The following is a 26,069-nucleotide window of genomic DNA, read 5'->3' on the forward strand; positions in this document are numbered from 1 at the left end:
GTTCACTGCCGTGTAGGCAGCTCAGAAAATCACATCGCCTTGCTTGAAGCATTGGGCCAGGTTCACTGCCGTGTAGGCAGCTCAGAAATGCCAGCAATCGGCGAACTGAATCACGCATGGGTTCACTGCCGTGTAGGCAGCTCAGAAAATATGACCATGAATCGCACGAACATCCGACACGTTCACTGCCGTACAGGCAGCTCAGAAAAATGGTAACCCGGTCGGTGCTGGTGTGCCTGTGTTCACTGCCGTATAGGCAGCAGTTCTGTGGTACTCAAATCCCTCATTGCTCGTAAGCGAGGGTCTGAAGTAAGACCAGGAAGTATTTGGTTACCACGGCATCGGTTGGCACATTGCCACCCTTTCAGTTATAACCGTTCTCAACGATTAAACTGACGTAATCGGTCGCAGGCCCATGGAAGAAATCCGCTCCTCTGATCTCAAGACGATCCTTCATTCCAAACGCGCCAATATCTACTACCTGCAGCATTGCCGGGTGCTGGTTAATGGAGGTCGGGTCGAGTATGTGACCGACGCGGGCAAGCAGTCGCTTTACTGGAATATCCCGATTGCTAACACCACGACCGTGTTGCTGGGTACCGGAACGTCGGTGACTCAGGCTGCGATGCGTGAGTTGGCCAGGGCCGGTGTTCTGGTTGGTTTTTGCGGGGGTGGGGGCACACCATTGTTCAGTGCGAACGAGATCGATATCGAGGTGGCCTGGTTCTCGCCGCAAAGTGAATACCGTCCCACCGAGTACCTGCAACGCTGGGTCTCATTCTGGTTCGATGAGGTGCGTCGTCTTGAGGCGGCCAAGGCGTTTCAACGGCTGCGTTTGCAATTCATTCAGCGGCACTGGAGCAATCACCCAGCCTTCAGCAAAGCCGGTTTTCAGGTCGAACCGGCGGCACTGACCAGCGCGTTGACGCAATCCTTGGCGACCTTGAACGCTGCACCTGATCATACCTATCTGCTGACCGAAGAGGCGCGATTGACCAAACGCCTGTTCAAGCTGGCTTCCGACGCCATTAACTATGGCGACTTCACGCGGGCCAAGCGCGGCAGCGGTGGAGATCCGGCGAATCGCTTTCTCGATCATGGTAACTACCTCGCCTATGGCCTGGCCGCCACGGCGACCTGGGTGTTAGGTCTACCGCATGGTCTGGCGGTTTTGCACGGTAAGACGCGACGCGGTGGCCTGGTCTTCGATGTGGCTGACCTGGTGAAGGATGGCCTGATCTTGCCGCAGGCCTTTATCAGTGCCATGAACGGGGATGATGAACAGGCCTTCCGCCAAGCCTGTATCGAAAACCTGACCCGCAGCGAAGCGCTGGATTTCATGATCGACAGCCTTAAGGATGTTGCTGAGCAACTGGGGACACCCCTCGCTTGAATATCCTGTTGATTTGCCAGTGCGATAAACGAGCTTTGGTCGAAACCCGACGCATCCTGGATCAGTTCGCCGAACGCCGCGGCGAACGCACTTGGCAAACCCCCATAACTCAAGCGGGCCTGGACACCTTGCGGCAGTTGCTTAAAAAGACGGCCCGGCGCAATACCGCCGTGGCGTGCCACTGGATCCGAGGGCTCGATCACAGCGAGTTGCTTTGGGTTGTGGGTGACGCCAGCCGCTTCAATGAGCAAGGCGCGGTACCCACCAACACCACCCGACGCAACGTGCTGCGCAAGGACGATGAAAACGATTGGCACACAGCCGAAGACATCCGGCTGTTGGCCCAAATGGCTGCCTTGCTGCACGACTTGGGCAAGGCCAGCGTGGCGTTCCAGACCCGCTTGCGCCAACGTGTGGTAGAGAAGAATCTCTACCGCCATGAATGGGTTTCCCTGCGTTTGTTTCTCGCTTTTGTCGGTCAGGATGCCGACGAGGTTTGGCTCCAGCGCCTTGCCCAGCCGAGCGAGCAGGACGATGCCACCTGGTTGGCCAATGACCGTTATGTCCGCGACGGCCTTGATGCTCAGGTAACGCCGCCTTTTCGTCATTTACCTCCGCTGGCGGCTGCTATTGCCTGGTTGGTGGTTACCCATCATCGCTTGCCAGTCTTGCCCGTGCATGACCTTGACGATCGTCAGTTGCCGCTGGGGAGGCGCTCCGACAAGTTCAACCCAGAGAGGCTTGGCAACCTGCTCGAGGGCGTCACCCATGACTGGAATGAGATCAAGCGTCCAGCCACTGATGCCGAGATCGGTCCCTATTGGCAGGTCGCTGATGCCTTGCCGGTTACGCTGCCCAAATGGCGTGCCCAGGCCGCGAAAGTAGCGAAGCACTTACTCGCCTTATGCGGAAAAACGGGGAAGGGCGATTGGTTATCCAACCCCTATGTCATGCACCTGGCTCGTATGAGTCTGATGTTAGCTGATCACCATTACTCGGCCTTGCCGAAAAAGTCTGAACAGCGCGTCCTCGGAGACCCTGGTTACCGGATCTATGCCAATACCGACAAAGACGGAAGCCTCAAACAGACACTGGACGAACACCTGCTCGGTGTGGCGCGCTTCACTGCGACTATCGTTCACGGCTTGCCAGATTTTGAACGACACCTGCCACGCCTTGCGCGTCATCGTGGCCTACGCAAACGCAGCGACTCCGAGCGTTTTCGTTGGCAGGACAAGGCTGCCGACGCCGCCGTTGGCCTGCGCGAGGCTGCTCGGGAGCAGGGCGCCTTTATCGTCAATATGGCCTCGACCGGCTGCGGCAAGACCTTGGCCAATGCTCGTATCATGTATGCCTTGGCCAACCCGCAGCACGGCATGCGCTGCACATTTGCCCTGGGCCTGCGCACCCTGACTCAGCAAACCGGCAAGAGCTACCGCCAGGATCTGCATCTGAAGGAAGACGAACTGGCCATACGCGTCGGTGGCGCTGCCAGCCGGAAGCTTTTTGAGTTCTTTCAGTCCAAGGCTGAGGCCACAGGCTCTGCCTCGACACAAGCGTTGATCGACGAGGACAGTCATGTGCTCTATGAGGGCCAGATGGCCGATCATGGCCTGCTCGCCAAGGCCATGGATAACCCCGATATCCGCTCGCTGCTGGCCGCACCGATGTTGGTTTGCACCATTGATCACCTGGTGCCGGCGACCGAAGCACAACGTGCCGGACGGCAAATTGCACCCATGCTGCGCCTGCTCAGTAGTGACTTGGTGCTGGATGAGTTGGACGATTTCGACCTGGACGACCTGCCTGCGTTGACTCGCCTGGTGCATTGGGCCGGCTTGCTCGGCACACGGGTGTTGCTGTCGTCGGCAACGCTGCCCCCGGCGCTATTGGACGGTATGTTCCAGGCGTATCGGGCAGGGCGTGCCCACTTCCAACGTAATCGTGGTGTCCCGGGTGCGCAGGACGCGGCACCCGACATCGCTTGTCTGTGGGTGGATGAGTTCACAACCCAGGTGGCGACCTGTCAGGACGCCTCGCACTTCACCGAGCAACACGGCCAGTTCGTCCAGGCGCGGGTAAAGGCACTCGACCAGCAGCCGGCACGCCGCTGCGGTGAACTGCTGCCCCTGAACATCACAGGCAAGGACAACAAAGCCATTCGAGGTGAGTTTGCAGCTCAGGTGCAAGCGGCCATGCTGACTGCTCATGCAAGACACGGCGAGAGCTGCCCCAAGAGTGGCAAACGCATCAGTTTCGGGTTGGTGCGCATGGCCAATATCGAGCCCCTGTTTGAGGTGGCCCAGGCGTTGTTCCAGGCCGGCGTCGACGGCGACCATCGCATCCATCTGTGTGTCTATCACTCGCGTTTTCCGCTGCTGATTCGTTCCGCCATTGAGGCCCAACTGGATCAGGCCCTGAATCGCCGCACAGCCGAGGCCGTCTATGAACTGCCGGAGATTCGCCGAGCTATCGACGAACACCCTGAGGCCAACCACCTGTTCGTCGTGCTGGGTTCTCCAGTGACCGAAGTGGGTCGTGATCACGACTATGACTGGGCCATCGTCGAGCCCTCATCCATGCGTTCGCTGATCCAACTGGCGGGAAGGGTGCAACGGCATCGCAATAAGGTCTGCCAGTCGCCGAACATCTTTATCTTCGACACCAACCTGCGGCACTTTGAAAAGCCGTTTGATAAGCAGGGCCAGAGAGCCGCGGCGTTCATCAAGCCGGGCTTTGAAAAGGCCGCGGGTAACCTTAGCGATCCATTCCGGCTGAGCAGTCATCGTCTCGGTGTGTTGCTGAACGAGGACGAGTACCAGACCCTGACGGCCCGACCTCGCATCCAGCCCCGCCCGCAACAGGACTGGGTGGCTAAGAAGAGTCTGGTCGACTTGGAACATGCGCGACTTGCCGCCGAAATGCTGCCCAAAGTGCGAGACGGTCTTCAGCCCGAGTCTCGAATGGCCAAGCCGCTGGACCTGCGACTGGACGCGGCCTGTGCCTGGCAGTTTCCACAGGCGGCACTGACCTGGATCTTGCCCCAGCAGCAACCGTTTCGCGCCAACAGCGCCGAGGAAGTTGAACTGGTGTTCCTGCCTGATGACGATGAGGAGCAGTTGGTGCTGCACCGCATTCATGAAGAGGCCACGCGAGCTGCACCGGCTGTCTACACGCTGGCTCAGGGGGAGCTGACGCATATCGACCTCGACAGCCAACTCGGCCCGGGTATCAAGCCCTGGGGGCAGCACGATTTGATGACCTTGCTGAACGAACAGGCCGAAGCACAGAACTTGTCCCTGAAGACTTGCGCCGAGAAATTCACGGTCGTCAGCGTGTACGAGAACGTCCGCGGGTGGCGGTTTCACCCGGTGCTGGGGTTTTCGCAAAAAAAATAACGGGGCAGAAATCTGCCCCGTTATCAGGTGTGGTGCTACCTATTCGGTAGTTAAATCAAAGGCATGCAGTTGGTGCTACAGCCAGTGCTATTTTCTGAGCTACCGTATCGGCAGTAAGAATTTGCTACCGCCAGCGCTATGGGCTATCACTGCTCACATATATGTATTACCTTGATGCATATGGCCACATGGCATCGCTGCAACGATGCCATGTGAAGCAACCCGCTGGTTGGCCCAGCTCTGCATAGGAGGGAACATGGTGATTGGCATTCACTCGCTCTTATTAGAACGTTGAGGGCTAGGCCCTCACGATCCCAATCTCGTAGAGCATCCCCGCAGTGACAGCTTGTTGCTGTGGGGATTCTACATACTTTACGTCCACAACGTCGACTTCAAAAGGTTTGAGCGATAATGGAAGAGGGATCTATACAAGTTCCACGTATCACACGATTTCGCATTGTCATTGCCGCCTTTATCGACGAGCGCAAAGAAGCCAAGCTCAAAGACGCCGAGGGCGATGCGGCGCAAGCCGCCAAGTATGACTACGGCACCTGGTTAGCCGATGCTGCGCGGCGGGTGACGCAGATTCAGGCGGTCACCCATGTGCTCAAGGCTACTCACCCCGATGCTCGTGGTAGCAGCCTGCACGTTCCTCCTGATTCATTGCCGCAGCATGCCGAGATTGGAACTCATGTACTAGGCGATCAATACGCCGATGACATTGTCGGCAACGCCGCTGCGTTGGACGTTTACAAGTTCCTTAAGCGGGAGGTCGATGGCAAGCGTCTGCTCGACTGGTTCCTGGTCAATGATTCGGATCTGCTGGCGGCCTTAGACCACGACGAGGCGACTGCCTTGGAGTGGGCTACGGCGTTCAAGAGCCTGATCCGACCAGCGATTAACCTGGCGTCCCATGGCCTGGCCAAGCAGGTGTATTGGTGTGCGGGTGATGAGCCGACCGACGATGCCGGCTTCCATCTGTTGCAGCCCTTGTTCGCCAGCAGTTTGGCCCACGCTGTGCATCAAGACATCATTACGGCGCGCTTCGGCGAGACCAACAAGCTGGCCCGTCAGGCCAAGCGTAAGGAAGAACCTCACGACGGAGTCTATCGGGACTACCGTAGTCTGGTTCTACGCAAACTCGGCGGGACCAAACCGCAAAATATCAGCCAGCTCAATAGCGACCGGGGCGGTGTGAGTTATCTGCTGGCGTCGCTGCCCCCGATTTGGGATCAGGACAGGCCACGCAACTTTCTGCTGATCGACTCGGCTTTGAAGCGATTCCGCCATTTTGCCGGTGTGAGAGAGCAACTCCAGTCGCTCTGCACGTTGCTGGAGAGCGATCGGGACCGGATCAAGGAAACCCGCGACCAGCGCAAGAAGATTGAGCAAGAGATCGCCCGCTCTCTGGCGGCCTTCGGTCTGTTCAGTCGTGAGCTGTTCGAGCCAGGTTGGAGCCGCAACCCTGACTGCAAACTGCCGCTGTGTGAGCAGTTGTGGTTGGACCCTGACCGTATCGAACTACCCCCGCGCGAAGACCACCTCGAAGAGGACCAGGCTTTTATCGCCGCGTTCAACTGGAAGGATTGGCCAGATCAAGTTGCCCAGGGTTTCGGTCTCTGGCTCAACTCTATTTTGCGCCAACGGCAGTTGCCTGTCGGTGACGTTGAGCAAACGCATTGGGCCAAGCAAGCCATTATCGAGGCGGAATCACCCATGCCGTTCAAATCCTCGAAAACCTTGAAGGGCAATGAGCAGGAGGTCACCCATGGCTGATGCATGCCCGCACTTCGACTACCTGCTGGTCATTCCTCGCCTTCAAGTGCAGAACGCCAATGCGCTCTCCAGCCCGTTGACCCATGGCTTCCCGGCGATGTCGGCGTTCGTGGGCCTGATGTGGGCGTTGGAGCGTAAGGTGCGTGACGCCGGATTGGACCTGCAATTCAATGCTACCGCCGTGGTTGCTCATCGACACGAGGAGCAGATCACCAAAGGTGGATTTGTTCATTCCCTGCGCCTGACCCGCAATCCGATCAACCGAGATGGCAGCACCGCGGCGATCGTGGAGGAGGGCCGTATTCACCTCGATATCAGCCTGGTCTTTGGTGTACGAAGCGCAACGCTGCGCGCCGATGGCAGCTCCGCTGAGGCTGAAAAGATTGCCCATCAGGTCCGCGATATCCTCTCGCAGATGCGCATCGCCGGGGGCAGCGTGATTCCTTCTACGGCGCCGCCGCGCAAACAACGTCCTTACATCGTGTCCTTGATTGATGAGGATGCGCGGGCAGGGTTGTTCGACCAGATCAAGCTTCGCCTGTTGCCGGGTTTCGTCCTGGTAGATCGCACCGACCTGCTGGAGGAACGGCATCAAGCGCTGCAGTCCCTCGATCCTGAGTCCTCAAAACTGGAGGCCTGGCTGTCGCTTTCGCGAATCAACTGGACTTACACAACCGACGAAGCGGAACAGAAAGGCCAGTGGCAAAACGACCGCAAGGGCCTCGGCTGGATCGTGCCCATCCCTGTGGGCTATGGCGCACTGGGTGAACTGCAAGCGCCAGGTTCTGTGGCTCATGTCCGCGATGAGCGAACACATTTTCGATTCGTTGAAAGCCTGTACAGCATCGGCGAGTGGATCAGCCCACACCGGTTGCACAGCGCCGAACAACTGCTGTGGTACGCCGACTCGGCACCCGAAGAGGGGCGATACCGTTGCCGTAATGACTACCGCTCGACCCCAATTGACGACTTCAGCTGACGCTCAGCCCATTGTCCTAAAAGGTATTTGATCATGGCCAAAGACACTAAAGATGCTCTCAAGACCGCCTCGGTACTCGCTTTCGAACGCAAGCTTGATCCTTCTGATGCTCTGTTCCATGCCGGTGACTGGCAGTCACGCACGAACTGGGTACCGGTGGCGGTCCGTGAGAAGTCCGTGCGCGGGACCATTTCCAACCGTATGAAAACCAAGGATCTGGATCCGGCCAAGCTGGATGCACAGATGGAGAACCCGAACCTGCAAACGGTTGATGTCGCCACTTTGCCCCACGACTCCGACACATTGCGTGTCAGCTTCACCCTCCGAGTATTGGCCGGCACTGGCCAGCCTTCGGCGTGCAACGACGGTGACTATCGGCAGAAGCTGCTCGACACCGTGAAGAGCTACGTCGATGGCCATGGCTTTAATGAGCTAGCGCGCCGCTACGCGCACAACCTGGCTAACGGCCGTTTCCTGTGGCGCAACCGTATTGGTGCGGAACAGGTCCAAGTGGACGTTGCACATTTGGTCGATGGCAAGGCCGCGACGCAGTGGAGTTTCGATGGGTTGGCCCTGTCCCTGCGTAACTTCGACAGCTCCGCTGAAAACGCCGGAGCCCTGAAGGAACTGACGCAACTGATCGCCAACGGTCTGGCAGGCAACCAGCATGTGCTGCTGGGCGTAACGGCCTATGTGCGTATGGGTGCCGGTCAGGAAGTCTTCCCCTCCCAGGAGCTGATTCTGGATCGAGGTGACAAGAGCAAAACCCTCTACCACGTGAACGCCGTGGCAGGCCTACACTCGCAAAAAATCGGCAACGCCATTCGTAGCATCGACACCTGGTACCAGGAAGCCGACGTCAATGGCCCGATTGCTGTCGAACCCTACGGTTCAGTGACCACGCAGGGCAAAGCCTACCGCCAGCCGCGCAACACTAAGGACGACTTCTACACCTTGCTCGATGGTTGGGTGCTTAAGGACAACGTGCCGGCGCTGGACCAACAGCATTTTGTGATCGCGACGCTGATCCGCGGTGGTGTCTTCGGCGAGGCGGGCTGATCCATGGACCACTACATCGACCTGAAGCTGCTCCCTGACCCGGAGTTCGCGGCCACGCAGTTGATGAGCGCCCTGATGTCCAAACTGCACCGGGGCCTGCATGACCTGAGGCGCGACGACGTGGGGATCAGCTTTCCCGACATCGAAACCGCGCGTCATCACCTGGGCAGTCGCTTGCGCCTGCATGGCCCTCAGGAAGCTCTGAGTCAGCTGCTGGCCCTGAACTGGCTGACGGGCATGCGTGACCATGTGCAACTCAGCGCAGTGACGGCTGTGCCGGCCCAGGTGAGCTATCGCCATGTCAGCCGCGTGCAGGTGGACAGCAACCCGGAACGCGCCCGCCGACGTCTGATCAAGCGCCACGGGATCAGCGAAGCCGAAGCGCGTGACCGCATCCCCGACAGTGCTGGTAAGCGCTGCAACTTGCCCTTCGCCAATCTACGCAGCAATGGCACCGGAGAGGCGTTTCCACTGTTCATTCGTCATGGGCCGATACTGGATACGGCACAGTTGGGCACCTTCAACAGCTACGGCCTGAGCAGCACCGCCACCATCCCCTGGTTCTGACCCTCTTTTTTTGATGTGGGACGCCCCTTCGTAAAATCAATGACTTACGAAGGGGCGTAAAAAGAGGGGGTAGGGCGGTGTTATGGGCTATTTTCCTTTGCAGACAAGCTCTTACCTACAAAAACGTCTAGCTCACTGCCGTGTAGGCAGCTCAGAAAAGTCCGGCGCGACAGGTAGTTACTGATGAACGGCTCACTGCCGTGTAGGCAGCTCAGAAAACTGATGGACCATTTCATGGACCAGCGTCGATGCTCACTGCCGTGTAGGCAGCTCAGAAAATATCGTTCATTGCGTCGTACCTTTTGAGAGGTGCTCACTGCCGTGTAGGCAGCTCAGAAAAGCAGGCTCAGGCGCTGAATGGCTATATTGCTGCTCACTGCCGTGTAGGCAGCTCAGAAATCAGAACTCGAGGCTCACAAATCATGGATTCGGCTCACTGCCGTGTAGGCAGCTCAGAAAATACACGATTACCCAGGGCATTACACCTGGGAGCTCACTGCCGTGTAGGCAGCTCAGAAAAATCACGCAGGCGGCCGCCTCGCGAGTCTTCAGGCTCACTGCCGTGTAGGCAGCTCAGAAAAGCAGGGCGCGAAGTTTCCTTTGGGCTTGTAGGCTCACTGCCGTGTAGGCAGCTCAGAAAAAGTTGAGCCAAGCACGATACGGGCACCAGTCGCTCACTGCCGTGTAGGCAGCTCAGAAAAGTTTGTTCGTTCATCCAGCCCCGGTCGAACCGCTCACTGCCGTGTAGGCAGCTCAGAAAATGGGCAAAGAGAAGGTGATCGTCGACAACGAGCTCACTGCCGTGTAGGCAGCTCAGAAAGACCAGCCGCTTGACGGCAAGATCCTTACCGGGCTCACTGCCGTGTAGGCAGCTCAGAAAGGCATAGGGGAGGCATTGGCATCAGCCATCTCGCTCACTGCCGTGTAGGCAGCTCAGAAAAATGCCTACAGCGCCTACATGACGGGCGGCATGCTCACTGCCGTGTAGGCAGCTCAGAAATTTGCTCAAACGCGAAATCGCGCTTTTCCTACGCTCACTGCCGTGTAGGCAGCTCAGAAATGGACGAAAAGGGCCTCGACCATGCGCCGGCAGCTCACTGCCGTGTAGGCAGCTCAGAAAAGGCTGCCCAACAGTCTCAGGACAACTACAATGCTCACTGCCGTGTAGGCAGCTCAGAAAACCGGCGTGACCATCGAAGCCTTCCAGTATTACGCTCACTGCCGTGTAGGCAGCTCAGAAAAACACGGCAGCCCAGTTGCAAGCCAATGCCCAGCTCACTGCCGTGTAGGCAGCTCAGAAAATCAAACAATAAGGTGATCTATGTTTAATCTCGCTCACTGCCGTGTAGGCAGCTCAGAAACAATCGAGCGGGGACGCCACCGGATTCAATAAGCTCACTGCCGTGTAGGCAGCTCAGAAAAATACGCTTCAATGCCTTCGAACTTCTTGTTCGCTCACTGCCGTGTAGGCAGCTCAGAAAATGATTTATAGTCCTTAGATGAAGCGCGATTTGCTCACTGCCGTGTAGGCAGCTCAGAAAAACCGGGGAGTGAGTTCCCGGAAGTTGGTGTTGCTCACTGCCGTGTAGGCAGCTCAGAAATGCAACCGAGGGTTAATCCATGGAACTTGAAGGCTCACTGCCGTGTAGGCAGCTCAGAAAATGCGCGAAGCGCCGCCCAGGTACTGCGTGATGCTCACTGCCGTGTAGGCAGCTCAGAAACCTTGAATGGGGCTAAGTCCGTAGAGGCACCGGCTCACTGCCGTGTAGGCAGCTCAGAAATGGGACTACACCGAGTTTTCCCGGTATGGCGCGCTCACTGCCGTGTAGGCAGCTCAGAAAAATCACGCAGGCGACCACCTCGCGAGTCTTCAGCTCACTGCCGTGTAGGCAGCTCAGAAACAGGACCAGCGGCCAGTCGAGTCGTTGAGCAAGCTCACTGCCGTGTAGGCAGCTCAGAAAAATGCAAGGGCGGATAAGATGAGCGATGTGATGCTCACTGCCGTGTAGGCAGCTCAGAAATCGTATCCGCCATAGGCTGCCTTGTGGTTCAGGCTCACTGCCGTGTAGGCAGCTCAGAAAAGTCGTCGGCGTACGAGAACTATAAGAAAGGGGCTCACTGCCGTGCAGGCAGCTTAGAAAACCTCCAGCGGGTCGCTGTCGGCTGCATCGAGGCTCACTGCCGTGTAGGCAGCTCAGAAAGCCAGCGCCAGGCGCTTCGAGATGGACACGGAGCTCACTACCGTGTGGGCAGCTCAGAAAACCGCTACCGGTGCGGCTGCTCGGTTTAGAGGCTCACTGCCGAGGCAGCTCAGAAATATAAGGGCAGCGGGCAAGGGCGGCATCGCAAGCTCACTGCCGTATAGGCAGTTTAGAAAATCACCGAAGTACATGCAGAATGGGAGGTAGTGTTTACTGCCGTATAGGCAGATCAGGAAATCATCTGACACAACCACTAGAGCCAGACCTTCTGCAGGCCCAGGCCGACATTGCCTGGGCGCAACACCTGGTGTTCATCTACCCGATTTGGTGGGGCGGCATCCCGGCACTCTTGAAGGGCTTTCTGGATCGGGTACTACTGCCTGGCTTTGCCTTCAAGTACCGACAGAACTCTCCGTTTCCGGAGCAACTGCTCAAGGGCCGTAGCGCCGAACTGTTGGTGACCCTCGATACGCCACCTTGGTATTACCGCTGGGTCTATCGCATGCCTGGCGTGCATCAAATGCGCAAGACCACCCTGGAGTTCTGTGGCATCAAACCCGTGAAAACCATCACCTTCGGCCCGCTGATCAAGTCCCGGCCTGAGCAGCGGGAACGCTGGTTGGCGCAAGCGCGGGCCATTGCCCGTCGCTAGGGGGCGGAATTTCAGGTAATTTCGGTGCTCTGCACATCATCAATGGACTGTTCATGTACATCGGTAAAGCGGCTCAACTGTCAGGTACGACGGTAAAAACCATCCGTCACTACGAGGCCATTGGCCTGCTACCCGCCGCGCGACGCCAAGGTCGTTATCGCCTCTACGATGAGCAAAGTGTCGAGTTGCTGATGTTCATCAAGTGCGCCCAACAGTTGGGTTTCAAACTCAAGGAATTGCAAGCCTTGATGCCGGCGCAGTGGACCGCGAGCTTTCCCTGGGGCACCGCTCAACAAGCACTGGCGACCAAAAAACAGGCGTTGAAGGTGCAGATTCAGGCCCTTGAAACACAGTGCGTGCAGCTTGAATGGTTCGAGGGCGAGCTGACCCGAAACCGCCAGTTGTGCCCTGTGTGACATGTCCGTTTTCTATCCCGCGAGAGCGGCCTGCTTCCCTACACTCCGAGGCTTCATGAATAACCACCTTGCCCATTTGATTTCTGACTACCAGGCCAGTGTCCAAATGGCTGTGGAGCTCATGCAGCAGTCCGGTATCCCGCTGCCTTCAACCTGCGGGGACTGGGTCAAAACTGACATTCCTGAGCATGGGGAACTTAAGGGTGGCATCCGCTACTTCAAGCATGGCTTCGGTTGCGCAGTCCGCTTCCCCACGGGCGCGGTAGATTTTGATTTTGGGGATGAGGGTGAAATCGACGGGTTCAACGTAGGACGGCTCGCTGGTTTTGCCGACTCGAAATTGACTGAATACGGCTTTGCCACCGAGGACGCACTCAGGGCGTGCTTCAAAGAGGAGGTGGCGGCCGGCACGCTGGTGTACTCGGGGTACATCCTTTACTACCTCGCAGACGCGACTCATGCACCCTCGGTTCAAGCAGGTAGGTGCAGTACACCACCGCTGGAAATCGAGAGCGCCAGATACGACGAGTTTCTCGACCTATGGGAACAAGGGGCGTTTGATCAGCAGCGACTGGGCCAAGCTTTCTACAACCATTTTCGTCTGCATCAACTCGCTGACCAGGCCGTTCTCCAGGGGCTGTATGAGACCGATGCCGAAAAGGCCTGCACCGTGATTTCCCGTATTTTTCGGATCAGGTAACTTTCGATACCCACCACCGACTGAACACATGAGTGATCATCAGGGGAGGGCGGTCGTACAGGAAAAGGCCTGGCGCTGCTGCATGCCTTCTCACCAACAGGCTCCTGCAGTGCAATGACGACACATTTCCAAAGGATTGAGACCATGACTCGCCAACTTGGCCATCGCCTCTGTGACCGGTGCGCAGACACGATCACCAATTACTGCCCCACCATCGAAACGCTGTCAGTCATCGGTGCATTTCACGAGCAGGGTGAGCAGGCTGTGGTCGACGAGATAGTCAGGCGAGAGGGCATCAACCCCACCATCGTTTGGGAGTATTTCCGGCACCGGATGATTCCGATCTGCAAACAAAAAGTCGTCCATTGCTCATTCTGTGGCGGCCAACTGAGAACCTGGAAAGCTCGACAATGCATGCACTGCCTTAAGGATTGGCACTGATGCTCAAGGTTGCCCTGCAACCGAGGACCCGAACCACGAGCGACAACACGGGAAGCCGGGCTTCCCGCTTCTGCGCAGAGCGTTGTCAGCCGCTGACGCTGACCGCTTGCTCGTCCAGCACCGAGTCCATCTTCAGCTGTGCCAGCTCAATCAGATGCACCACACCCATCGCCACCTTGCGGTTCGAACCGGTCTGGTTGTCGGCGTGCTCATAGGCTGTGGCCGCAGCAGATTGCAGAATCGAGTAGACATTGACCAGGGCGTCTTCCTGGCTCCTGGGGTCGTGCCGATGATCATGCAGCACGGTGACAGGGGCTGGTTTCGAACCTGCGTCCGGACCGATGTTGTAGTGAGACAAAGCTCGGTCGGCGATACGAGGATCGATGGTTTCAGCGTTGGGTATTACAGGTGGGTTGGGGGGGACCTTGAACATGGCGAAATCCCGATATGTAGGTGGAGCTGTCACCATTCGCTCGCACACGAATTAGGGGGGCAGCCATACGCAGGTGTGCAAGACCGGGCATATCGGACCCCGGCAGACTCGAAAGTCTCCTGCGCACGGCCACCATTAAGCAGGAATCGCAGGCATAGAACTACCTGCCGACACAGCTTGTTTGAGGGCGCGTGAACACCGATATGACCGGACTTGCACGTCCGTATCATCAACTGCGTGATGACGGGGCAAGACTATCCGCGACATTCGGCTCAAACAAGCGGTCAGGATTTTCTAGGAAATTTCACTCAAGGGAAAGAGAGAACTCTTGCCGGTCGCTGAAATTGCCGGCTCCAGTGAGAGACCGTGAGCGCCACTGACCCTGCGTTTGACCCTGCTGGTTGCGTTGAGGAGGGGGGCTGCATTCAACCCAAAGCAGCCCCTGGCCTGCAGGCTAGATATTGTAATTACCGGGGTGAAGGGTTAAGCAGACTGGCGACTTCACCCTGTCATGCAGGTGGAAAGTCTTCATATGATTTTGGGAGGTATCCCCAAATTCTCAGAACGTCTGCGCGCACCTCAAACTCGAATCCAATCTGTGCGACGACCTTTGATATTTCGTCTGTATGGTCAATGGTTGTAGGTGCAAGCAGCCTTCCTTTTGAGGGGGCTGCTTCCGACAAGCCAATGTCGAACCATTCGACGGACGCAAAGGGGAACGGCAGATGGTAAAACCACTCGACATCCCACTCTGAGATGTGTCCTGTGACGTCCTTGGAACGGTAGGACGGACGCCAACCCTGAAGCTGGCGGAAATGGTCGATCAGCTCATCCCACTTGGTATTGTTCGATGCACTTGCCAAGTTTCTCGCCGTTACGGCTGCAAGGATTTTCTTCCGTATTGCATCATGATGGCCCGCGCCGGACCTCGGTAGTTCACTCACATTCAGTCCTATTGATTTTTTGGTGTTCAAGAATGAATGACCGCTTCTGGCCGGTCGTGGCCTAATACGCGGTCTGTGCGCAGAGGCTTCGGGAGTCAAGGTCGAGCGTCCGCTCTTGGGTCATGCACTACCCATTTCTTCATACGAAGCGTCAATGACCGTGGTGCACTCATCCCAAGCCATTTCAGCGACATGTCGGATGATTTCGGCTAGCGTCTCAACGTCCACGCCAAGGGTGCTGATGCAGGCCAGTCGGCCAGGTGACCAATCGATAACGGTGCACTGTGGGTACTTCCTTAGCAGCGTGGACAGGATTTCCTGAGGCGCCTCTTTGCGGGTGTACATGAAGTCAAAGTACGGGGCCCTGGCGTCCTGAAGCGAGTACACCAGAACCCAAGCACTTGATGGCCCAGGAAACCACAGGGTGACGTGACGATACATCCATTCCGGACCACCGCGCTTGATGAGGCGAAGTACGTCGATGATCGATTGGCAATCGGGTATTCGGATCATGCGATCAGGGTCAAACTTCCAGACAGGCTCAGGCTGAGCGGCTGTTTTGCTGGCCACACGTGCAATCATTTTTGCTTTTCTCTTCATCGCGTTACTTTAGGTTCGTGCGTCTGCTGTGGGCCGGGTACCACAGGTGTCGGTCGGCCAAGGCCGGTCGTTGTGACAAGTTGAAAACGCCCCAGTAGTAGCCGTTCGACGCTTCAACGGCTTGTAGGTGAGCTTCCTGCTTCCTCGTGGCTAGGCCGTTGATTATAGAAAAGCTGCTACCCAGATTGGGACGGATGGTGCAGCAAAGCCTCCCCGGATTGTTGCCTTGTCTACGTTTTCAGCGAAGGTTCTACACTCGTCCTACAGCCAATCCTCATATGGAGAAAGCTGACACCGAAATATCAGCCTTCATTTCCACGCGTGTTAAGCGAAGGAATTTTTGCCGACCTCGAAGAGCTAGCCGAACGTAGAGGCGTTGGTGATCATCACCTGCAGGGTGGCATAACTGGTCTGAGTGTTAATCAGTTGGCTGGTGGCAGACAAGCCGCTAACGGCGGCGGTGTTCACACTGCCAGAGACGGGGCTGCCGGCAGGCCAGGCCCAGCTCAGGTTGATTGTGCCGCCGCTAGCCGGTGTCAGCACAATTTGACCGCCAAGAGCGCTGAACGTGTCAGGAACACCGTTCACATAGCTCTGCTGGCCTGTCGGTGTGATATCGGAGCCGGGGACCGGTGCTGTTGACCAGCTGCCACCCGTCAGAACGCTATAGTTCACTATGGTATCGGTACCGCTGGCATTGATGATCGTGATGGTGAGTGAGCGCTGAAAATCATCCATTTTTTTTTGCCTCTCCTACATTGCATTGCCGCTTCAAGTGAGCAGGTTCGCAGAGCGTAACCCGGTTCCATGCAGACGCAAGATTTTGCTCCGCTATAAATGCTCGGTAATGAAAACCTGTTCGTAGGCTTGGTCGCGATTGGAGTGGCGTTTGTACGAATAGCAATGGGCGCGCGCCGAGCCGATGGGCGACGAGATCATGCTCACTGTTCTCTGCCGGATGTTTAGACTGGTACCTGTAACCACGGGTGGTGGACGCCCCACAGTGGTCGGAGGGTCGTCTCGTGTGTGGATGTCTGTAGCTCACACGTTGGAGAAGAGGAGAAGCGGGGGAAGAGGCGTGGCCGCGATGGTTCGTCATTGCCACGGGAGTTCGTCGCAGACGTAAAAAAGCCCGACAGCGTCGGGCTTGAGTGAGGTGTTGCTGTAGGCCGATTCCAGGTTATGAATCAACCCGTTCGTCCTTGAGTGACAGGAGCAGATACGGCGTCTCTGGGTCTGTTTCCACCAGATTGAGTGTCAGCTCCAGCGAGGACTGTTTCGTACGACGTCCTGTATGCAGCCGCTGGTAGAGCCCGAAATGAATCTGCCGAGCATCCGGTTGTCGGTGATGCGCTTTGCTCACGGCGTGCAACAGATCCAACAGCCGACTCTCGTAGCTTGAACCACACCGGTGCTGATTGCTCTGCACCGCTTTGTCCCAGGCCCGTGGCGTGACGGACAGTGAGTACTTCATCTTGCTGACGCAATCTTGGTTCGGTTGTGGGGACATGAGATTTCTCCAGTTCAGAGAAACCACCGCCCCGGCCGGGAGGTGATTTCCCGGTGACGGTTATTGAGGCTTTATCCAGCCTTGATTATCAGTAGGTGCAGCAGGTGACGCCTGTATCGTGGAGCGCCTTCAACACAGGCTCTCGCCATCTGGGTGAAACCAAAAAGCTTTTCAGCTCCGTGGCTTGTCGACGGGCAAGATTCGCCGATTCGTAGGCCTCTGCGCGCATGTCCTCGTTGGCTTGTGCGAGCAGTGCCTGTATCCGTGCCTCCAGTGCATGCACTTCTTCATCCGTACGACAGGGACGTCGCCAAACGATCTCAGAGGGGCCTACAACACCCGAGAGCACCCGTTGAATATCAGCGCTGCCATAGATCGCAGAGCATGGTCTGGTGTGCTCTGAGAGGGTGTAGTAGACCTCAACCGAACGTGGGTCAAACGAAGCCGCCGCACTCAGTTTCGGATACGCATGCAGTTCCTCGAACCGTGAGGTACAGAGCACAATGGCGTCTTCAATCAGACCCGCATGCCCCACCTCGTACGCGCCGGTGACCTGGTAGTAACCCACACGCGGCGCATCTTCCGGCAAGCGCATGACACCGCTGCAGATGATCGTGAACTGCTGCTGGAACTCGTCCAGGCGCAGAAACGAATCGGGGGCGTAAGGGTTCCGAATGAACGGAAAAGGTAGGCACAACACATTCAATAGCTTTCCCATAAAGCACTCCTGGGGGCGGGACTGAACTCGCCCCATAGGGCGAGAATCCCTATGGATGGATGTAAGGTTTAAGTCGTGGTCAGGCGCCGCGCAGGGCACCCAAAATCAATTGAACCGCGAGACGACGGTCATCCGCGTCGCGTGGCTTGCTCGCGGCAAGCGCCGCAAAAAGTGAGCTATCCGTCTTGCTGGCCTGACGACAGATCAGTGGCCTGAGAGAAGATGTTGAGTGGGCATGGTCGACAAGGACCACGCCCATGAAGTGACGGCCGATTAGCAGCGGACATCGCAGGGAGCCGGTGTTCGATCAGCGTGTCAGCTTCTGCGCTGACGAGGTAAAAGGTGAGCCGTTGAGGCTCTTTGCAGTAGCTATTGGGCATGGTGATTCTCCAGGTTCATGAAGGGGAACGCGGAGAACACTTCGCCCGGCGGGGAAGGGTTCCCCGCGTGGGTGGGTACAGCGAATGTTGTTACGCCAGGTACTTGAGTCCAGAAGTGACCAAGCCGGAAGATGCACCGGCTGCGGCACCTATGATCAACAAGAGGCGTATCGTCAGATTTTTGCCCAAGGTATCCACCTTGGCGTCAAGCTTCACCAGGCTTTTCTGAAGCTCGGAGATGTCGATCTTCAATTCGGCACGAAGCATCGCGAGATCAGTTTTACTCGCAAGGGTTGAGGTCATCTCTTTCTCCATTGCCTCAATGACGGCAGTAGCGTGTTCATCTGGAACGTTGGATGCGACCAACGCTTTGTATAAAACCGTTTCCATTTTCATGGAACCTCCAAAATTAAGGGAGGACCTGGCCCATACGGGCGAGGCCCGTATGGGGGGAAACAGTGATCAACTGCAGTGCTTCCATCGACAGAGGTCGATCGGTCGCGCTACTGGAAGCGTTGCGACCTGGGGTGTGGATCATGCGCAATGGCGCATCGTAGCTTCCCGGATCCAAGCTACATGGACATGGTGCTGACAACGTCAGCGGTATGCCCCGACACAATGACCAGCACCGCAGAGGGCTGTCAAAACCCGAACTGCTACAAGCTTTTTCAGATCGTTGGCGCAGCTACTAGGGCAGGGACCAGGACTACAAATTCGGTTCCACTGCGAGCGTAGGAGTCTTCCTGATCCACTGGTCGATCATTACCGAACGATGCATGCGCAAGTGCGCGGTTGCTGCGTTTTCCTTTTCGCTATGGGCATGCTTTGTGTGGGGGGCGGAACCGGTCAGCTCTTGCACCAGGTTGATACCGTCGAAGACATAACCGGTGATCTGCCCGGCAATCGTCTTCTGGCTGCGTCTGTTGGCGGCGCCATAACTGAAGCTGCCGGACGTGGTGCCCGTGAGCGTGGTCTGGCCATAAGGGTCATAGGTGTACTGCGTGGTGAACGCGCCGGTGCTGTTGGTGAGCGCTTGGGTTGAACCCAACTCATCAACCTGGTAGCTGAAGGTGCTGCCACTGGCCAGGATGCGGTTGAATACTTCATCGAAGCTCTTCCCGGTATGGCTGGATAAATTATAAAAATCTTTATGGGGTACCATCCTGGTCATCCTATGCTCCGCGGATGTTTAGAATGATGAATAGCGAAAATAAAAATACAAGGGTGCTTGTTGCTATTGCATAGAAAAAGCCAAAGCTGATCTTGATGAACGCTGCATCATCTGTCGAGGATTGATAGCCAATATATCCTCCGGCTAATGCAGATATTGCGACTCCTGCTGCGAGAATATAATACGTCTTGTAGTTGGGGGTGAGCATCGGGATGATAGCTACGTAAAATATGCTTATTATAAAGGTGAGTGAAATAATAACTATTACTGCTGAAGTAATGCTTCTTTTGATGGTGTTCATGTTTGTTTTTCTCCTGATAGTAGTCCCTAGGCAAGGTTGTTTAACCTGGCTGTTTCGGTTTTGCAGTTGTTGTATATTATCCCGTTGCGGTGGTTGTTTGCAGAGTTGTTGAGTTGGTCAAAAGCTAAGCGGTAGTAGGGGGCCATAAAGGAGGGGGCAACTTTTTTAGCCTCTCCGTTCTCTAGAGCTTGTTTGGCCGCGTTTATGTCCTCTGGTTGATTAAAATTCCACCCTTCTAAGTTGGCTGCGTTCCCCCAGCTGTATGTGAATTCAACGGATCCATCGGGATTGGTAGAGAATGTAAAGGTATGGGTAAGCGGGTTGGACCAAGATAGAGCAGAGTCGCCAAATACTGAGAGACCGCGGTTTGTCACGTAGGTATCTAAACCACTTGGATCAACAAATGAAATTGGATTTCCTAAAGCATAAGCGAACGTATTAATTCCTCCCGCAAGGCCAATCGGATCTCCTGAGATAAACCGTCCAACGCCTGGTGAGTAATTAAGGTTGGAATTATGATTCATCCAGTAGGGGATGAGGTCTCGCCACGTAAGCGTATTTGGCGTGACCGTCGTATTAGTTGCCTGCACGCTTACACCGCCGCCGACACCAGCACCAATGGTCAATCCACCACCAAAATTCGTTGACGTATAAGGATCATAGAATCCGTCAACCGAAACATGTGGCCCAAGTCCTGCACCTACACGAACGTCCGCGATCCCGAGCATCCAGCACGAAGTGACAGTAGTACAGTGTTAAAAAACTTGCCAACGGAGGCCTGGAAACCCATCGGGCAGGATGGCGTTTCTGTCCTCGATTTCGACCCTGCGAGGTGTGTTCGAAGGGAGCCTGCTGACTCGCGGGTAGGCAGTAGCCTCCTCGTTTCACATGCTCTGAATGTCCTGTCCTTTGCGCTGGCCACAACCCGATCTGGCTGTTTTTGTTTACTTTTAAGTGGCGTCTTCGGCCGCTACCCGTGTGGTCAGCCGTTCTGGACGTCCCCCCAAAATGGTGCGCCCTTCGGGGCCAAAGCTCGAGGTTAAGAGGGTTTGATATGGTGGGAGGGGCGGGAAAAGTATTTTTGAACGGTCGAATGGCGGTTCACCGCAGTAGCGTTTCTTCTGAGGCATTGGTCGCAACCAACCATCGAGTCTGCCCTGCAAAGCCAAGACCCGGATCAATCAGAGTGCGCTCAGCCTGGCGCTTCGATAGTCTGCGGGTACCACGGAGTCAACCGTGCCGTACAAGGACGAAGTCGATGATCAAGCGTATTGGTGAGACAGAGATAAAACCGGTTCACAACGCTTCCTGCCACTGTGGAGAGGTGGTGCTTGAGCTGGAGTTACCGAACGGCGTGGTTGATCCGAAACGATGCAACTGCTCACTCTGCAAGAGGAGAGGCGCCGTCATGGGCACCGTTCCCCTTACGGGCCTGAGGATCCTGAAAGGGGCGGACGTGCTGAAGAGTTATCGCTTCAATACCCAGCAGGCTTGCCACTATTTCTGCTCCGTCTGTGGGGTGTACACCCATCACATCAGGCGAATCGATCCGTCACAGTGCGCCTACAACGTTGGCTGCTTGGACGGTGTTGGCCCTGCCGCCTTGGGCATGGTGCCGGTGAGTGACGGACGTAACCACCCGTTAGACAAGAAGTAAGCAGACCAGAACGGATGAGCAGGATCCTCGAGCGAAAAACAGACTTGTTCGGAGGGGGGGGCTCGTTCACCGACGTTTGATGCACCGTTTCGCGACATGAGAGGCATACCTGGCCGGCATGCGCTGCAACAGTTTGACCACACCCACATACCTACTCGTTACCGTTCAATGAGTACGCGCGCCCTCGGCTTACCATCTGTGGTCGTTAAATAAGTCTTTCCTGATCGCGAGTGGCCAGAAAGAGCGTATTGGCGCGCTCCGTACGCGCAGCGTGGCCGGGAGCAGTCTCCCCCCGGTAATCACTTCGAGGCACGACCCTGCTTGCTTTGTTGACTCTTGGAGTAGACAGCGTGGTGGCAAAATAGTAGCTTTCCAAGGATAAGTGCCCCGCCGCCAACTAACCGTCGAGTGGAGCAAATGGAGTCCGGGTGCGAAGAGGGGATTTCTTGATTGAACAACATCATTGCGTAAGCTCCGAACGCTGGCGAAGAATGTCGTCGGGTGACGCTCTTTCACCTCTGGCTTTGAGCGTCGCTAGCGAGCAATCGCGTAACATAATCAGTTGACGAAGTCATCAAACCATTACATGCATGCTAATCAATGTTTGAGCTGGCTTAATTAAAATGAGGTTAGATACTTGCAAAACGATTCAATGGAAAATTCTACGTCGACTTCTTCAGGCGAACCCGACCAGGCTCGTGCGGCTCTAAGAGGTTGGGCTGCCCCAGTTTTTTGCGCCTTAATAACAACGTTGGGAGTCGTTTTTACAGCCTATTCTACCCACGTTACTCAATCTGAAATTGAGGCTCTTAAAGCAAAGAGCGAAGAGCAAGTCGTCAAGATAAAATCTGATACTGAATATCAAATCAAGCAGGCTGAATTGCGATCACAGGAAAATATACTTCGTTTGACAAATCAGCTTGATACTGAAAAAGATCAACGTGCCAAAATCACCGCTGCTGAATCAGCGACGCTAATTTTACGATCAAAGAGATGCACTGAGATCAAAGAGCTTAGAGATGAGATGAGCAGTAAAATCACACACGTTCGCTATAATGACCCTCTTACTGAGGATGCGCTGTTTAGTCTTCAGGCCGCGGCCAACAAAAGTTCTTCATACCTAACAGAATATGGGTATAAAGCATTGAATTCAGAAATGCCGAAAGATAGATCTCCGGATGCCCTTCAAAGACAGTACGGATATTTTCGAGCAGTCTTAGAGGGATACAATGCGGAGCTTCGTATTGGCTGTATCAAATGACTTAATCTTACATAAATATTTAAGCTCGCGCTAACTTAATCGATTCTCCCTTAGGGGGAACCACCACTGCTCCCTTTGCTCAACCAGTCAATCGCGGAAAGACGCACGTGTCAGCTTAGATGAATTAGACTCGCTGGGATACGGTGTCCGTCGGGGGCTAAAAACGGCCACTGGCGATTGGCTGCTTCTGGCCGATTCTGTTGAAAAAGTCGGATTTTCAGCTCACCTGAACTCAGGCGCGACCACCACCGGAGAACCTACTCACCACATTGAGTGGTTTCTCGGCCCTTCGTTGACCTTTGCTGCTCTGTTAGTGGATTAGTTTGAGGTTTTTTGCTTCGTGCAGGCGCACCTATCCCGTAGCAGGTGGCCCTTGAGATGTAAGTTTGGCCAGACGCCGGAGGTTCTGTACCGCGGCCGCCAGCGTGAACTCATCGGACGCGCCACTCAGGCCACGTAGTCGCAAGCGATCCAATTTCAGGATGCGCTTGAGGTGAGCAAACAACATTTCGACCTTCTTGCGTTCGTGTCGAGAACGCACGTACTGCGCCGTCGTTGCGATGCACCGAGCCACATCACGAGCGGCTTCATGGACGCTGCGGACGATCTTGCGAATCGCAGCGTTCGGGCAGCACTTGGCTTTCATCGGACATGTCGCGCAGTCGGTCTGTCTGGATCGGAAGATGATGGTGTTGGCTTTGGTGACGTGCGAGCGCTCGTTCTTGAAGGCTCGCCATTCGCTGCGTAATACGTTGCCGGCTGGGCAGCGGTATTCCTCAGCCTCTTCATTCCAGTGGAAATCGTTACTCGAAAAGCTGTCGTTCTTGCGCTCGGTTTTGTCCCACACCGGCACATGCGGTTCGATGTCTTTTTCCTCCACCATCCAGGCCAGCATCGGCGCTGTGCCGTAAGCGGTGTCGCCAATGAGGCGCTCCGGTCTGATGTCGAACTGCGCTTCGACCCGATCGATCATCGTCTTGGTGCTCTCGACTTCTGCAGTTCGATGAGCCGGTGTGGGTTCCACATCCATGATCACGCCGTGCTCGGTATCGATCAGATAATTCGTGGAGTAAGCGTAGAAAGCTGGGCCGCCTGGAGCAGCGGTCCAGCGGGCTTGAGGATCTGTCAGCGACAGGCGCTTCGTAAGCGTCCGGCAAACACGCCTACCGAACTCAAAAATTAAGGGCGATGGTGTCCGCCTATTTTTAAGCGGACGCGATAGCCCTTAATGCGCCAACGAAGCTCTTATCCCAAGCCGTTCAAAGCCCAGGTTGTTCAGGAATGCCTGCAGCCCGGGGCGACCATCTCCAGCGTTGCCATCAGCCACGGCATAAACGCCAACGTCATTCGTAAGTGGCTACCGCTTTACCGGGATCAACCACCTGCAACGCTGCCGGCGTTCGTTCCGGTAAAAGTCGCACCGAAAAGACCGGCTGAAGCGTCAGCAATCATTGAGCTAATGCTTGGCGAGCGAACCATCACCGTAAAGTGGCCGTCTTCAGATCCCGAGGGCTGCGCTCGCTTTGTCCGTGGCCTTGCCCCGTGATCCGCATCGACGCGATCTGGCTAGCCACCGAGCCGATGGATATGCGCTCCGGCACCGAGAAAGCGCTCGCCCGTGTTGTGGCTGTTTTCGGTGCGGCGCAGCCGCACTGCGCTTATCTCTTTGCCAACCGCCGAGGCAACCGCATGAAAGTGCTGGTGCACGATGGCCTGGGCGTTTGGCTGGCGGCACGCCGCCTGCACCAAGGAAAGTTTTCCTGGCCGAGCAATCGGCATGGCGACCAGATGGAACTCAACCCCGAGCAGCTACAGGCGCTGGTGGTCGGTCTTCCCTGGCAACGTCTTGGGTCTAACGGAGCCATCCGTACTCATTAAGAGACATGGATGACATATCTCGATCAGCAGATCGGGCAGAGTCATCACCATGATACCTACTCCTCCTCTCGATCAACTCGACACCGAACAACTGCGCAGCTTGGCTGCGCAATTGCTCCAGCATGTCGCACGTCTTGATAAAGAAGTGCTGCACCAAAAGACCCGCAATCAGCAGCTCATCCACGAAATCGCTCAACTCAAACGTCATCGTTTCGCCAAGCGCTCCGAATCATTTAGCCCCGGCCAAGCTAGCTTGCTCGACGATTTGATCGAGACTGACTTAGCTGCAATCGAAGCCGAGTTGGAAGTTCTGACACCAAAGCCAACGCAATCGCCAGCCCTTCAGCAGCCCAAACGCACCGCCCTGCCTGCCGAATTTCCGCGCACGCTGATCCATCACGAACCAGAAAACACCCAATGCCAATGCGGCTGTGCGCTCAAGCGTATCGGCGAAGACATCAGTGAAAAACTCGACTACACGCCGGGCGTATTCAGCGTTGAACGGCATATTCGTGGAAAGTGGGTCTGCGACGACTGCGAAACCTTGATCCAGGCGCCAGTGCCGGCGCAGGTTATCGACAAAGGCATCCCGACTGCCGGGCTGCTGGCCCAGGTGATGATCGCGAAATACGCCGATCATTTACCGCTGTACCGACAGGAGAAAATCTTCGGTCGTGCAGGCCTCGCGATTCCTCTCTCAACCCTGGCCAGTTGGGTCGGTACTTGCGGCGTCCAGTTGCAGCCACTGGTCGATGCCTTGCGCGAAGTGGTGCTTGAGCACAACGTGGTGCACGTTGATGAAACACCGGTGCAGATGCTCGCACCAGGTGAGAAGAAAACCCATCGGGCTTACGTCTGGGGCTATGCCACAACGGCATCCGCCGCGATCAGCGCGGTGGTGTATGACTTCAGCCCAGGCCGTTCGGGCGAGTACGCCCGCAACTTTCTGAAAGGCTGGAAAGGCCAGCTGGTCTGCGACGACTATGGCGGTTACAAAGCCAGCTTTGCACTTGGCGTGACCGAAATTGGCTGTATGGCCCACGCCCGTCGCAAGTTTTACGAATTGCACATCACCAACAAAAGCGTGCTCGCCGAGCAAGCGTTGCAGTACATCGCGGCCTTATATGAGATTGAACGCGAAGTTCACGACCTGGAACCTGATGCCCGATGGCGAATACGTCAGGAAAAGGCCGCACCCGTGATGGACGCTTTTCATGCCTGGATGGTCGTCCAGCGCGAGCGTGTACATGAGGGGTTGGGCATTACCAAAGCCTTGGATTACAGCCTCAAACGCTGGACGGCATTGAGCCGCTATCTGAACGACGGCACGGTGCCAATAGACAACAATCACATCGAAAATCAGATACGACCCTGGGCTCTCGGACGCAAGAACTGGTTGTTTGCCGGCTCGTTGCGCAGTGGAAAACGTGCGGCGGCGCTGATGAGCTTGATCCAATCGGCCAAGCTCAATGGACATGATGCATATGACTATTTGAAAGATGTCCTCACTCGCCTGCCAACGCAGCGGGCGAGTGAAATAGGGGAGTTGTTGCCGCATCGTTGGAAACCGGCTTAGTTACGCAAGACGGGATGCCCGGACGCTTACGGCGCTTCGGTAGCGTTTCGGCCAAGCC

24 protein-coding genes, 2 pseudogenes and 2 CRISPR repeat arrays (1 of these 28 only partly in view) are annotated in these 26,069 nt (G+C 56.1%); of the genes and pseudogenes, 15 read left to right on the forward strand and 11 right to left on the reverse strand.

The window, feature by feature from the left end; all coding sequences use genetic code 11:
• Window positions 1-208: a CRISPR direct-repeat array (repeat unit 28 nt; unit sequence GTTCACTGCCGTGTAGGCAGCTCAGAAA) (it extends 1,680 nt beyond the left edge of the window).
• Window positions 209-415: 207 nt separating this feature from the next.
• The 10 genes and pseudogenes from cas1f (at window position 416) to AC07VG_RS11760 (ending at window position 13,582) form a co-directional block, all read left to right on the forward strand.
• A complete protein-coding gene (gene cas1f, locus AC07VG_RS11715; protein ID WP_495021135.1) occupies window positions 416-1,393 on the forward strand; it encodes a type I-F CRISPR-associated endonuclease Cas1f in 978 nt (325 codons plus the stop codon).
• A complete protein-coding gene (gene cas3f / locus AC07VG_RS11720; RefSeq protein ID WP_495021136.1) occupies window positions 1,390-4,791 on the forward strand; it encodes a type I-F CRISPR-associated helicase Cas3f in 3,402 nt (1,133 codons plus the stop codon). Before cas1f ends, cas3f begins: the two co-directional genes overlap by 4 nt.
• A 411-nt stretch (window positions 4,792-5,202) precedes the next feature.
• A complete protein-coding gene (csy1, locus tag AC07VG_RS11725) occupies window positions 5,203-6,567 on the forward strand; it encodes a type I-F CRISPR-associated protein Csy1 (protein WP_495021137.1) in 1,365 nt (454 codons plus the stop codon).
• Window positions 6,560-7,546 (forward strand): type I-F CRISPR-associated protein Csy2, encoded by a 987-nt coding sequence (gene csy2 / locus AC07VG_RS11730; RefSeq protein WP_495021138.1) that lies wholly within the window; start codon window positions 6,560-6,562, stop codon window positions 7,544-7,546. The genes csy1 and csy2 overlap by 8 nt, the downstream gene beginning before the upstream one ends.
• Before the next feature lie 33 nt (window positions 7,547-7,579).
• Window positions 7,580-8,605 carry a type I-F CRISPR-associated protein Csy3 gene (csy3, locus tag AC07VG_RS11735; RefSeq protein ID WP_495021139.1) on the forward strand — a complete coding sequence of 342 codons (1,026 nt, stop codon included), beginning with the start codon at window positions 7,580-7,582 and terminating at the stop codon, window positions 8,603-8,605.
• A gap of 3 nt (window positions 8,606-8,608) precedes the next feature.
• Window positions 8,609-9,172 (forward strand): type I-F CRISPR-associated endoribonuclease Cas6/Csy4, encoded by a 564-nt coding sequence (gene cas6f / locus AC07VG_RS11740; protein WP_495021140.1) that lies wholly within the window; start codon window positions 8,609-8,611, stop codon window positions 9,170-9,172.
• Between the two features lie 130 nt (window positions 9,173-9,302).
• Window positions 9,303-11,434: direct repeats of the CRISPR family, unit length 28 nt; unit sequence GCTCACTGCCGTGTAGGCAGCTCAGAAA.
• A 186-nt stretch (window positions 11,435-11,620) separates the two neighbouring features.
• A pseudogene (locus AC07VG_RS11745) lies at window positions 11,621-12,025 on the forward strand (NAD(P)H-dependent oxidoreductase); the annotation flags it as partial.
• A gap of 53 nt (window positions 12,026-12,078) precedes the next feature.
• Window positions 12,079-12,441, forward strand: a complete 363-nt coding sequence (locus AC07VG_RS11750) for a MerR family transcriptional regulator (RefSeq protein ID WP_495021141.1) — start codon at window positions 12,079-12,081, stop codon at window positions 12,439-12,441.
• A gap of 55 nt (window positions 12,442-12,496) precedes the next feature.
• Window positions 12,497-13,141 carry a DUF6896 domain-containing protein gene (locus AC07VG_RS11755; protein WP_495021142.1) on the forward strand — a complete coding sequence of 215 codons (645 nt, stop codon included), beginning with the start codon at window positions 12,497-12,499 and terminating at the stop codon, window positions 13,139-13,141.
• A 144-nt stretch (window positions 13,142-13,285) separates the two neighbouring features.
• Complete coding sequence (locus AC07VG_RS11760) at window positions 13,286-13,582, forward strand: hypothetical protein (RefSeq protein ID WP_495021143.1); 297 nt, start codon at window positions 13,286-13,288, stop codon at window positions 13,580-13,582.
• Window positions 13,583-13,667: 85 nt separating this feature from the next.
• Here AC07VG_RS11760 and AC07VG_RS11765 read toward each other — a convergent pair whose 3' ends face one another.
• The 10 genes from AC07VG_RS11765 to AC07VG_RS11810 all read right to left on the reverse strand — a co-directional run bounded on the left by AC07VG_RS11765 (window position 13,668) and on the right by AC07VG_RS11810 (window position 20,367).
• Window positions 13,668-14,015: a DUF6124 family protein gene (locus tag AC07VG_RS11765; protein WP_495021144.1), complete on the reverse strand. Its 348-nt coding sequence runs from the start codon at window positions 14,013-14,015 to the stop codon at window positions 13,668-13,670.
• A 509-nt stretch (window positions 14,016-14,524) separates the two neighbouring features.
• Window positions 14,525-14,959, reverse strand: coding sequence for a DUF6678 family protein (locus AC07VG_RS11770; RefSeq protein WP_495021145.1), 435 nt, complete (start codon window positions 14,957-14,959; stop codon window positions 14,525-14,527).
• A gap of 120 nt (window positions 14,960-15,079) precedes the next feature.
• The gene (locus AC07VG_RS11775) at window positions 15,080-15,559 is read right to left on the reverse strand and encodes a hypothetical protein (RefSeq protein WP_495021146.1); all 480 of its coding nucleotides are present in this window, start codon (window positions 15,557-15,559) and stop codon (window positions 15,080-15,082) included.
• A gap of 357 nt (window positions 15,560-15,916) precedes the next feature.
• Complete coding sequence (locus AC07VG_RS11780; protein WP_495021147.1) at window positions 15,917-16,297, reverse strand: hypothetical protein; 381 nt, start codon at window positions 16,295-16,297, stop codon at window positions 15,917-15,919.
• A gap of 442 nt (window positions 16,298-16,739) precedes the next feature.
• Window positions 16,740-17,069 carry a hypothetical protein gene (locus AC07VG_RS11785; protein WP_495021148.1) on the reverse strand — a complete coding sequence of 110 codons (330 nt, stop codon included), beginning with the start codon at window positions 17,067-17,069 and terminating at the stop codon, window positions 16,740-16,742.
• 88 nt (window positions 17,070-17,157) lie between these two features.
• Window positions 17,158-17,787, reverse strand: coding sequence for a hypothetical protein (locus AC07VG_RS11790; RefSeq protein WP_495021149.1), 630 nt, complete (start codon window positions 17,785-17,787; stop codon window positions 17,158-17,160).
• A 470-nt stretch (window positions 17,788-18,257) separates the two neighbouring features.
• Window positions 18,258-18,563 carry a hypothetical protein gene (locus AC07VG_RS11795; RefSeq protein ID WP_495021150.1) on the reverse strand — a complete coding sequence of 102 codons (306 nt, stop codon included), beginning with the start codon at window positions 18,561-18,563 and terminating at the stop codon, window positions 18,258-18,260.
• Window positions 18,564-18,873: 310 nt separating this feature from the next.
• On the reverse strand, window positions 18,874-19,338 hold the full coding sequence (locus tag AC07VG_RS11800; RefSeq protein WP_495021151.1) for a hypothetical protein: 465 nt from the start codon (window positions 19,336-19,338) through the stop codon (window positions 18,874-18,876).
• 1 nt (window position 19,339) lies between these two features.
• A complete protein-coding gene (locus AC07VG_RS11805) occupies window positions 19,340-19,639 on the reverse strand; it encodes a hypothetical protein (protein ID WP_495021152.1) in 300 nt (99 codons plus the stop codon).
• A 26-nt stretch (window positions 19,640-19,665) separates the two neighbouring features.
• On the reverse strand, window positions 19,666-20,367 hold the full coding sequence (locus AC07VG_RS11810) for an RHS repeat-associated core domain-containing protein (protein WP_495021153.1): 702 nt from the start codon (window positions 20,365-20,367) through the stop codon (window positions 19,666-19,668).
• Window positions 20,368-20,897: 530 nt separating this feature from the next.
• Between AC07VG_RS11810 and AC07VG_RS11815 the strand changes: the two genes are divergently transcribed.
• Window positions 20,898-21,296 carry a GFA family protein gene (locus tag AC07VG_RS11815; protein ID WP_495021154.1) on the forward strand — a complete coding sequence of 133 codons (399 nt, stop codon included), beginning with the start codon at window positions 20,898-20,900 and terminating at the stop codon, window positions 21,294-21,296.
• Between the two features lie 637 nt (window positions 21,297-21,933).
• Entirely contained in the window at window positions 21,934-22,557 is a 624-nt protein-coding gene (locus AC07VG_RS11820) for a hypothetical protein (protein WP_495021155.1), read from the forward strand.
• A gap of 352 nt (window positions 22,558-22,909) precedes the next feature.
• Here the strand turns inward: AC07VG_RS11820 and AC07VG_RS11825 are convergent.
• Window positions 22,910-23,698 (reverse strand): annotated as a pseudogene (locus AC07VG_RS11825) (transposase); the annotation flags it as partial.
• Window positions 23,699-23,785: 87 nt separating this feature from the next.
• On the opposite strand from AC07VG_RS11825, the gene tnpA reads away from it, so the two are divergent.
• Genes tnpA through tnpC form a run of 3 tightly spaced genes read left to right on the forward strand, consistent with a single transcriptional unit; the run spans window position 23,786 to window position 26,011 of the window.
• Entirely contained in the window at window positions 23,786-24,103 is a 318-nt protein-coding gene (gene tnpA / locus AC07VG_RS11830) for an IS66-like element accessory protein TnpA (protein WP_495021156.1), read from the forward strand.
• Window positions 24,100-24,435 carry an IS66 family insertion sequence element accessory protein TnpB gene (tnpB, locus tag AC07VG_RS11835; protein WP_495021157.1) on the forward strand — a complete coding sequence of 112 codons (336 nt, stop codon included), beginning with the start codon at window positions 24,100-24,102 and terminating at the stop codon, window positions 24,433-24,435. The genes tnpA and tnpB overlap by 4 nt, the downstream gene beginning before the upstream one ends.
• Window positions 24,436-24,484: 49 nt before the next feature.
• Window positions 24,485-26,011, forward strand: coding sequence for an IS66 family transposase (gene tnpC, locus AC07VG_RS11840; protein WP_495021158.1), 1,527 nt, complete (start codon window positions 24,485-24,487; stop codon window positions 26,009-26,011).
• The last annotated feature ends 58 nt before the right edge of the window (window positions 26,012-26,069 follow it).

Source organism: Pseudomonas sp. GW821-FHT03C07, assembly GCF_059420925.1.

Bases quoted from the DNA above. Each gene is read 5' to 3' on its own strand.
- AC07VG_RS11795 (WP_495021150.1), bottom strand. From the start codon at position 18,563: ATGAAAATGGAAACGGTTTTATACAAAGCGTTGGTCGCATCCAACGTT.
- AC07VG_RS11815 (WP_495021154.1), top strand. From the start codon at position 20,898: ATGATCAAGCGTATTGGTGAGACAGAGATAAAACCGGTTCACAACGCT.
- AC07VG_RS11750 (WP_495021141.1), top strand. From the start codon at position 12,079: ATGTACATCGGTAAAGCGGCTCAACTGTCAGGTACGACGGTAAAAACC.
- AC07VG_RS11780 (WP_495021147.1), bottom strand. From the start codon at position 16,297: ATGGATGATTTTCAGCGCTCACTCACCATCACGATCATCAATGCCAGC.
- csy3 (WP_495021139.1), top strand. From the start codon at position 7,580: ATGGCCAAAGACACTAAAGATGCTCTCAAGACCGCCTCGGTACTCGCT.
- tnpC (WP_495021158.1), top strand. From the start codon at position 24,485: ATGATACCTACTCCTCCTCTCGATCAACTCGACACCGAACAACTGCGC.
- cas1f (WP_495021135.1), top strand. From the start codon at position 416: ATGGAAGAAATCCGCTCCTCTGATCTCAAGACGATCCTTCATTCCAAA.
- cas6f (WP_495021140.1), top strand. From the start codon at position 8,609: ATGGACCACTACATCGACCTGAAGCTGCTCCCTGACCCGGAGTTCGCG.
- AC07VG_RS11790 (WP_495021149.1), bottom strand. From the start codon at position 17,787: ATGGGAAAGCTATTGAATGTGTTGTGCCTACCTTTTCCGTTCATTCGG.
- tnpA (WP_495021156.1), top strand. From the start codon at position 23,786: ATGCGCCAACGAAGCTCTTATCCCAAGCCGTTCAAAGCCCAGGTTGTT.
- csy2 (WP_495021138.1), top strand. From the start codon at position 6,560: ATGGCTGATGCATGCCCGCACTTCGACTACCTGCTGGTCATTCCTCGC.
- AC07VG_RS11775 (WP_495021146.1), bottom strand. From the start codon at position 15,559: ATGAAGAGAAAAGCAAAAATGATTGCACGTGTGGCCAGCAAAACAGCC.
- AC07VG_RS11765 (WP_495021144.1), bottom strand. From the start codon at position 14,015: ATGTTCAAGGTCCCCCCCAACCCACCTGTAATACCCAACGCTGAAACC.
- AC07VG_RS11810 (WP_495021153.1), bottom strand. From the start codon at position 20,367: ATGCTCGGGATCGCGGACGTTCGTGTAGGTGCAGGACTTGGGCCACAT.
- AC07VG_RS11755 (WP_495021142.1), top strand. From the start codon at position 12,497: ATGAATAACCACCTTGCCCATTTGATTTCTGACTACCAGGCCAGTGTC.
- AC07VG_RS11800 (WP_495021151.1), bottom strand. From the start codon at position 19,338: ATGACCAGGATGGTACCCCATAAAGATTTTTATAATTTATCCAGCCAT.
- AC07VG_RS11760 (WP_495021143.1), top strand. From the start codon at position 13,286: ATGACTCGCCAACTTGGCCATCGCCTCTGTGACCGGTGCGCAGACACG.
- AC07VG_RS11785 (WP_495021148.1), bottom strand. From the start codon at position 17,069: ATGTCCCCACAACCGAACCAAGATTGCGTCAGCAAGATGAAGTACTCA.
- AC07VG_RS11805 (WP_495021152.1), bottom strand. From the start codon at position 19,639: ATGAACACCATCAAAAGAAGCATTACTTCAGCAGTAATAGTTATTATT.
- csy1 (WP_495021137.1), top strand. From the start codon at position 5,203: ATGGAAGAGGGATCTATACAAGTTCCACGTATCACACGATTTCGCATT.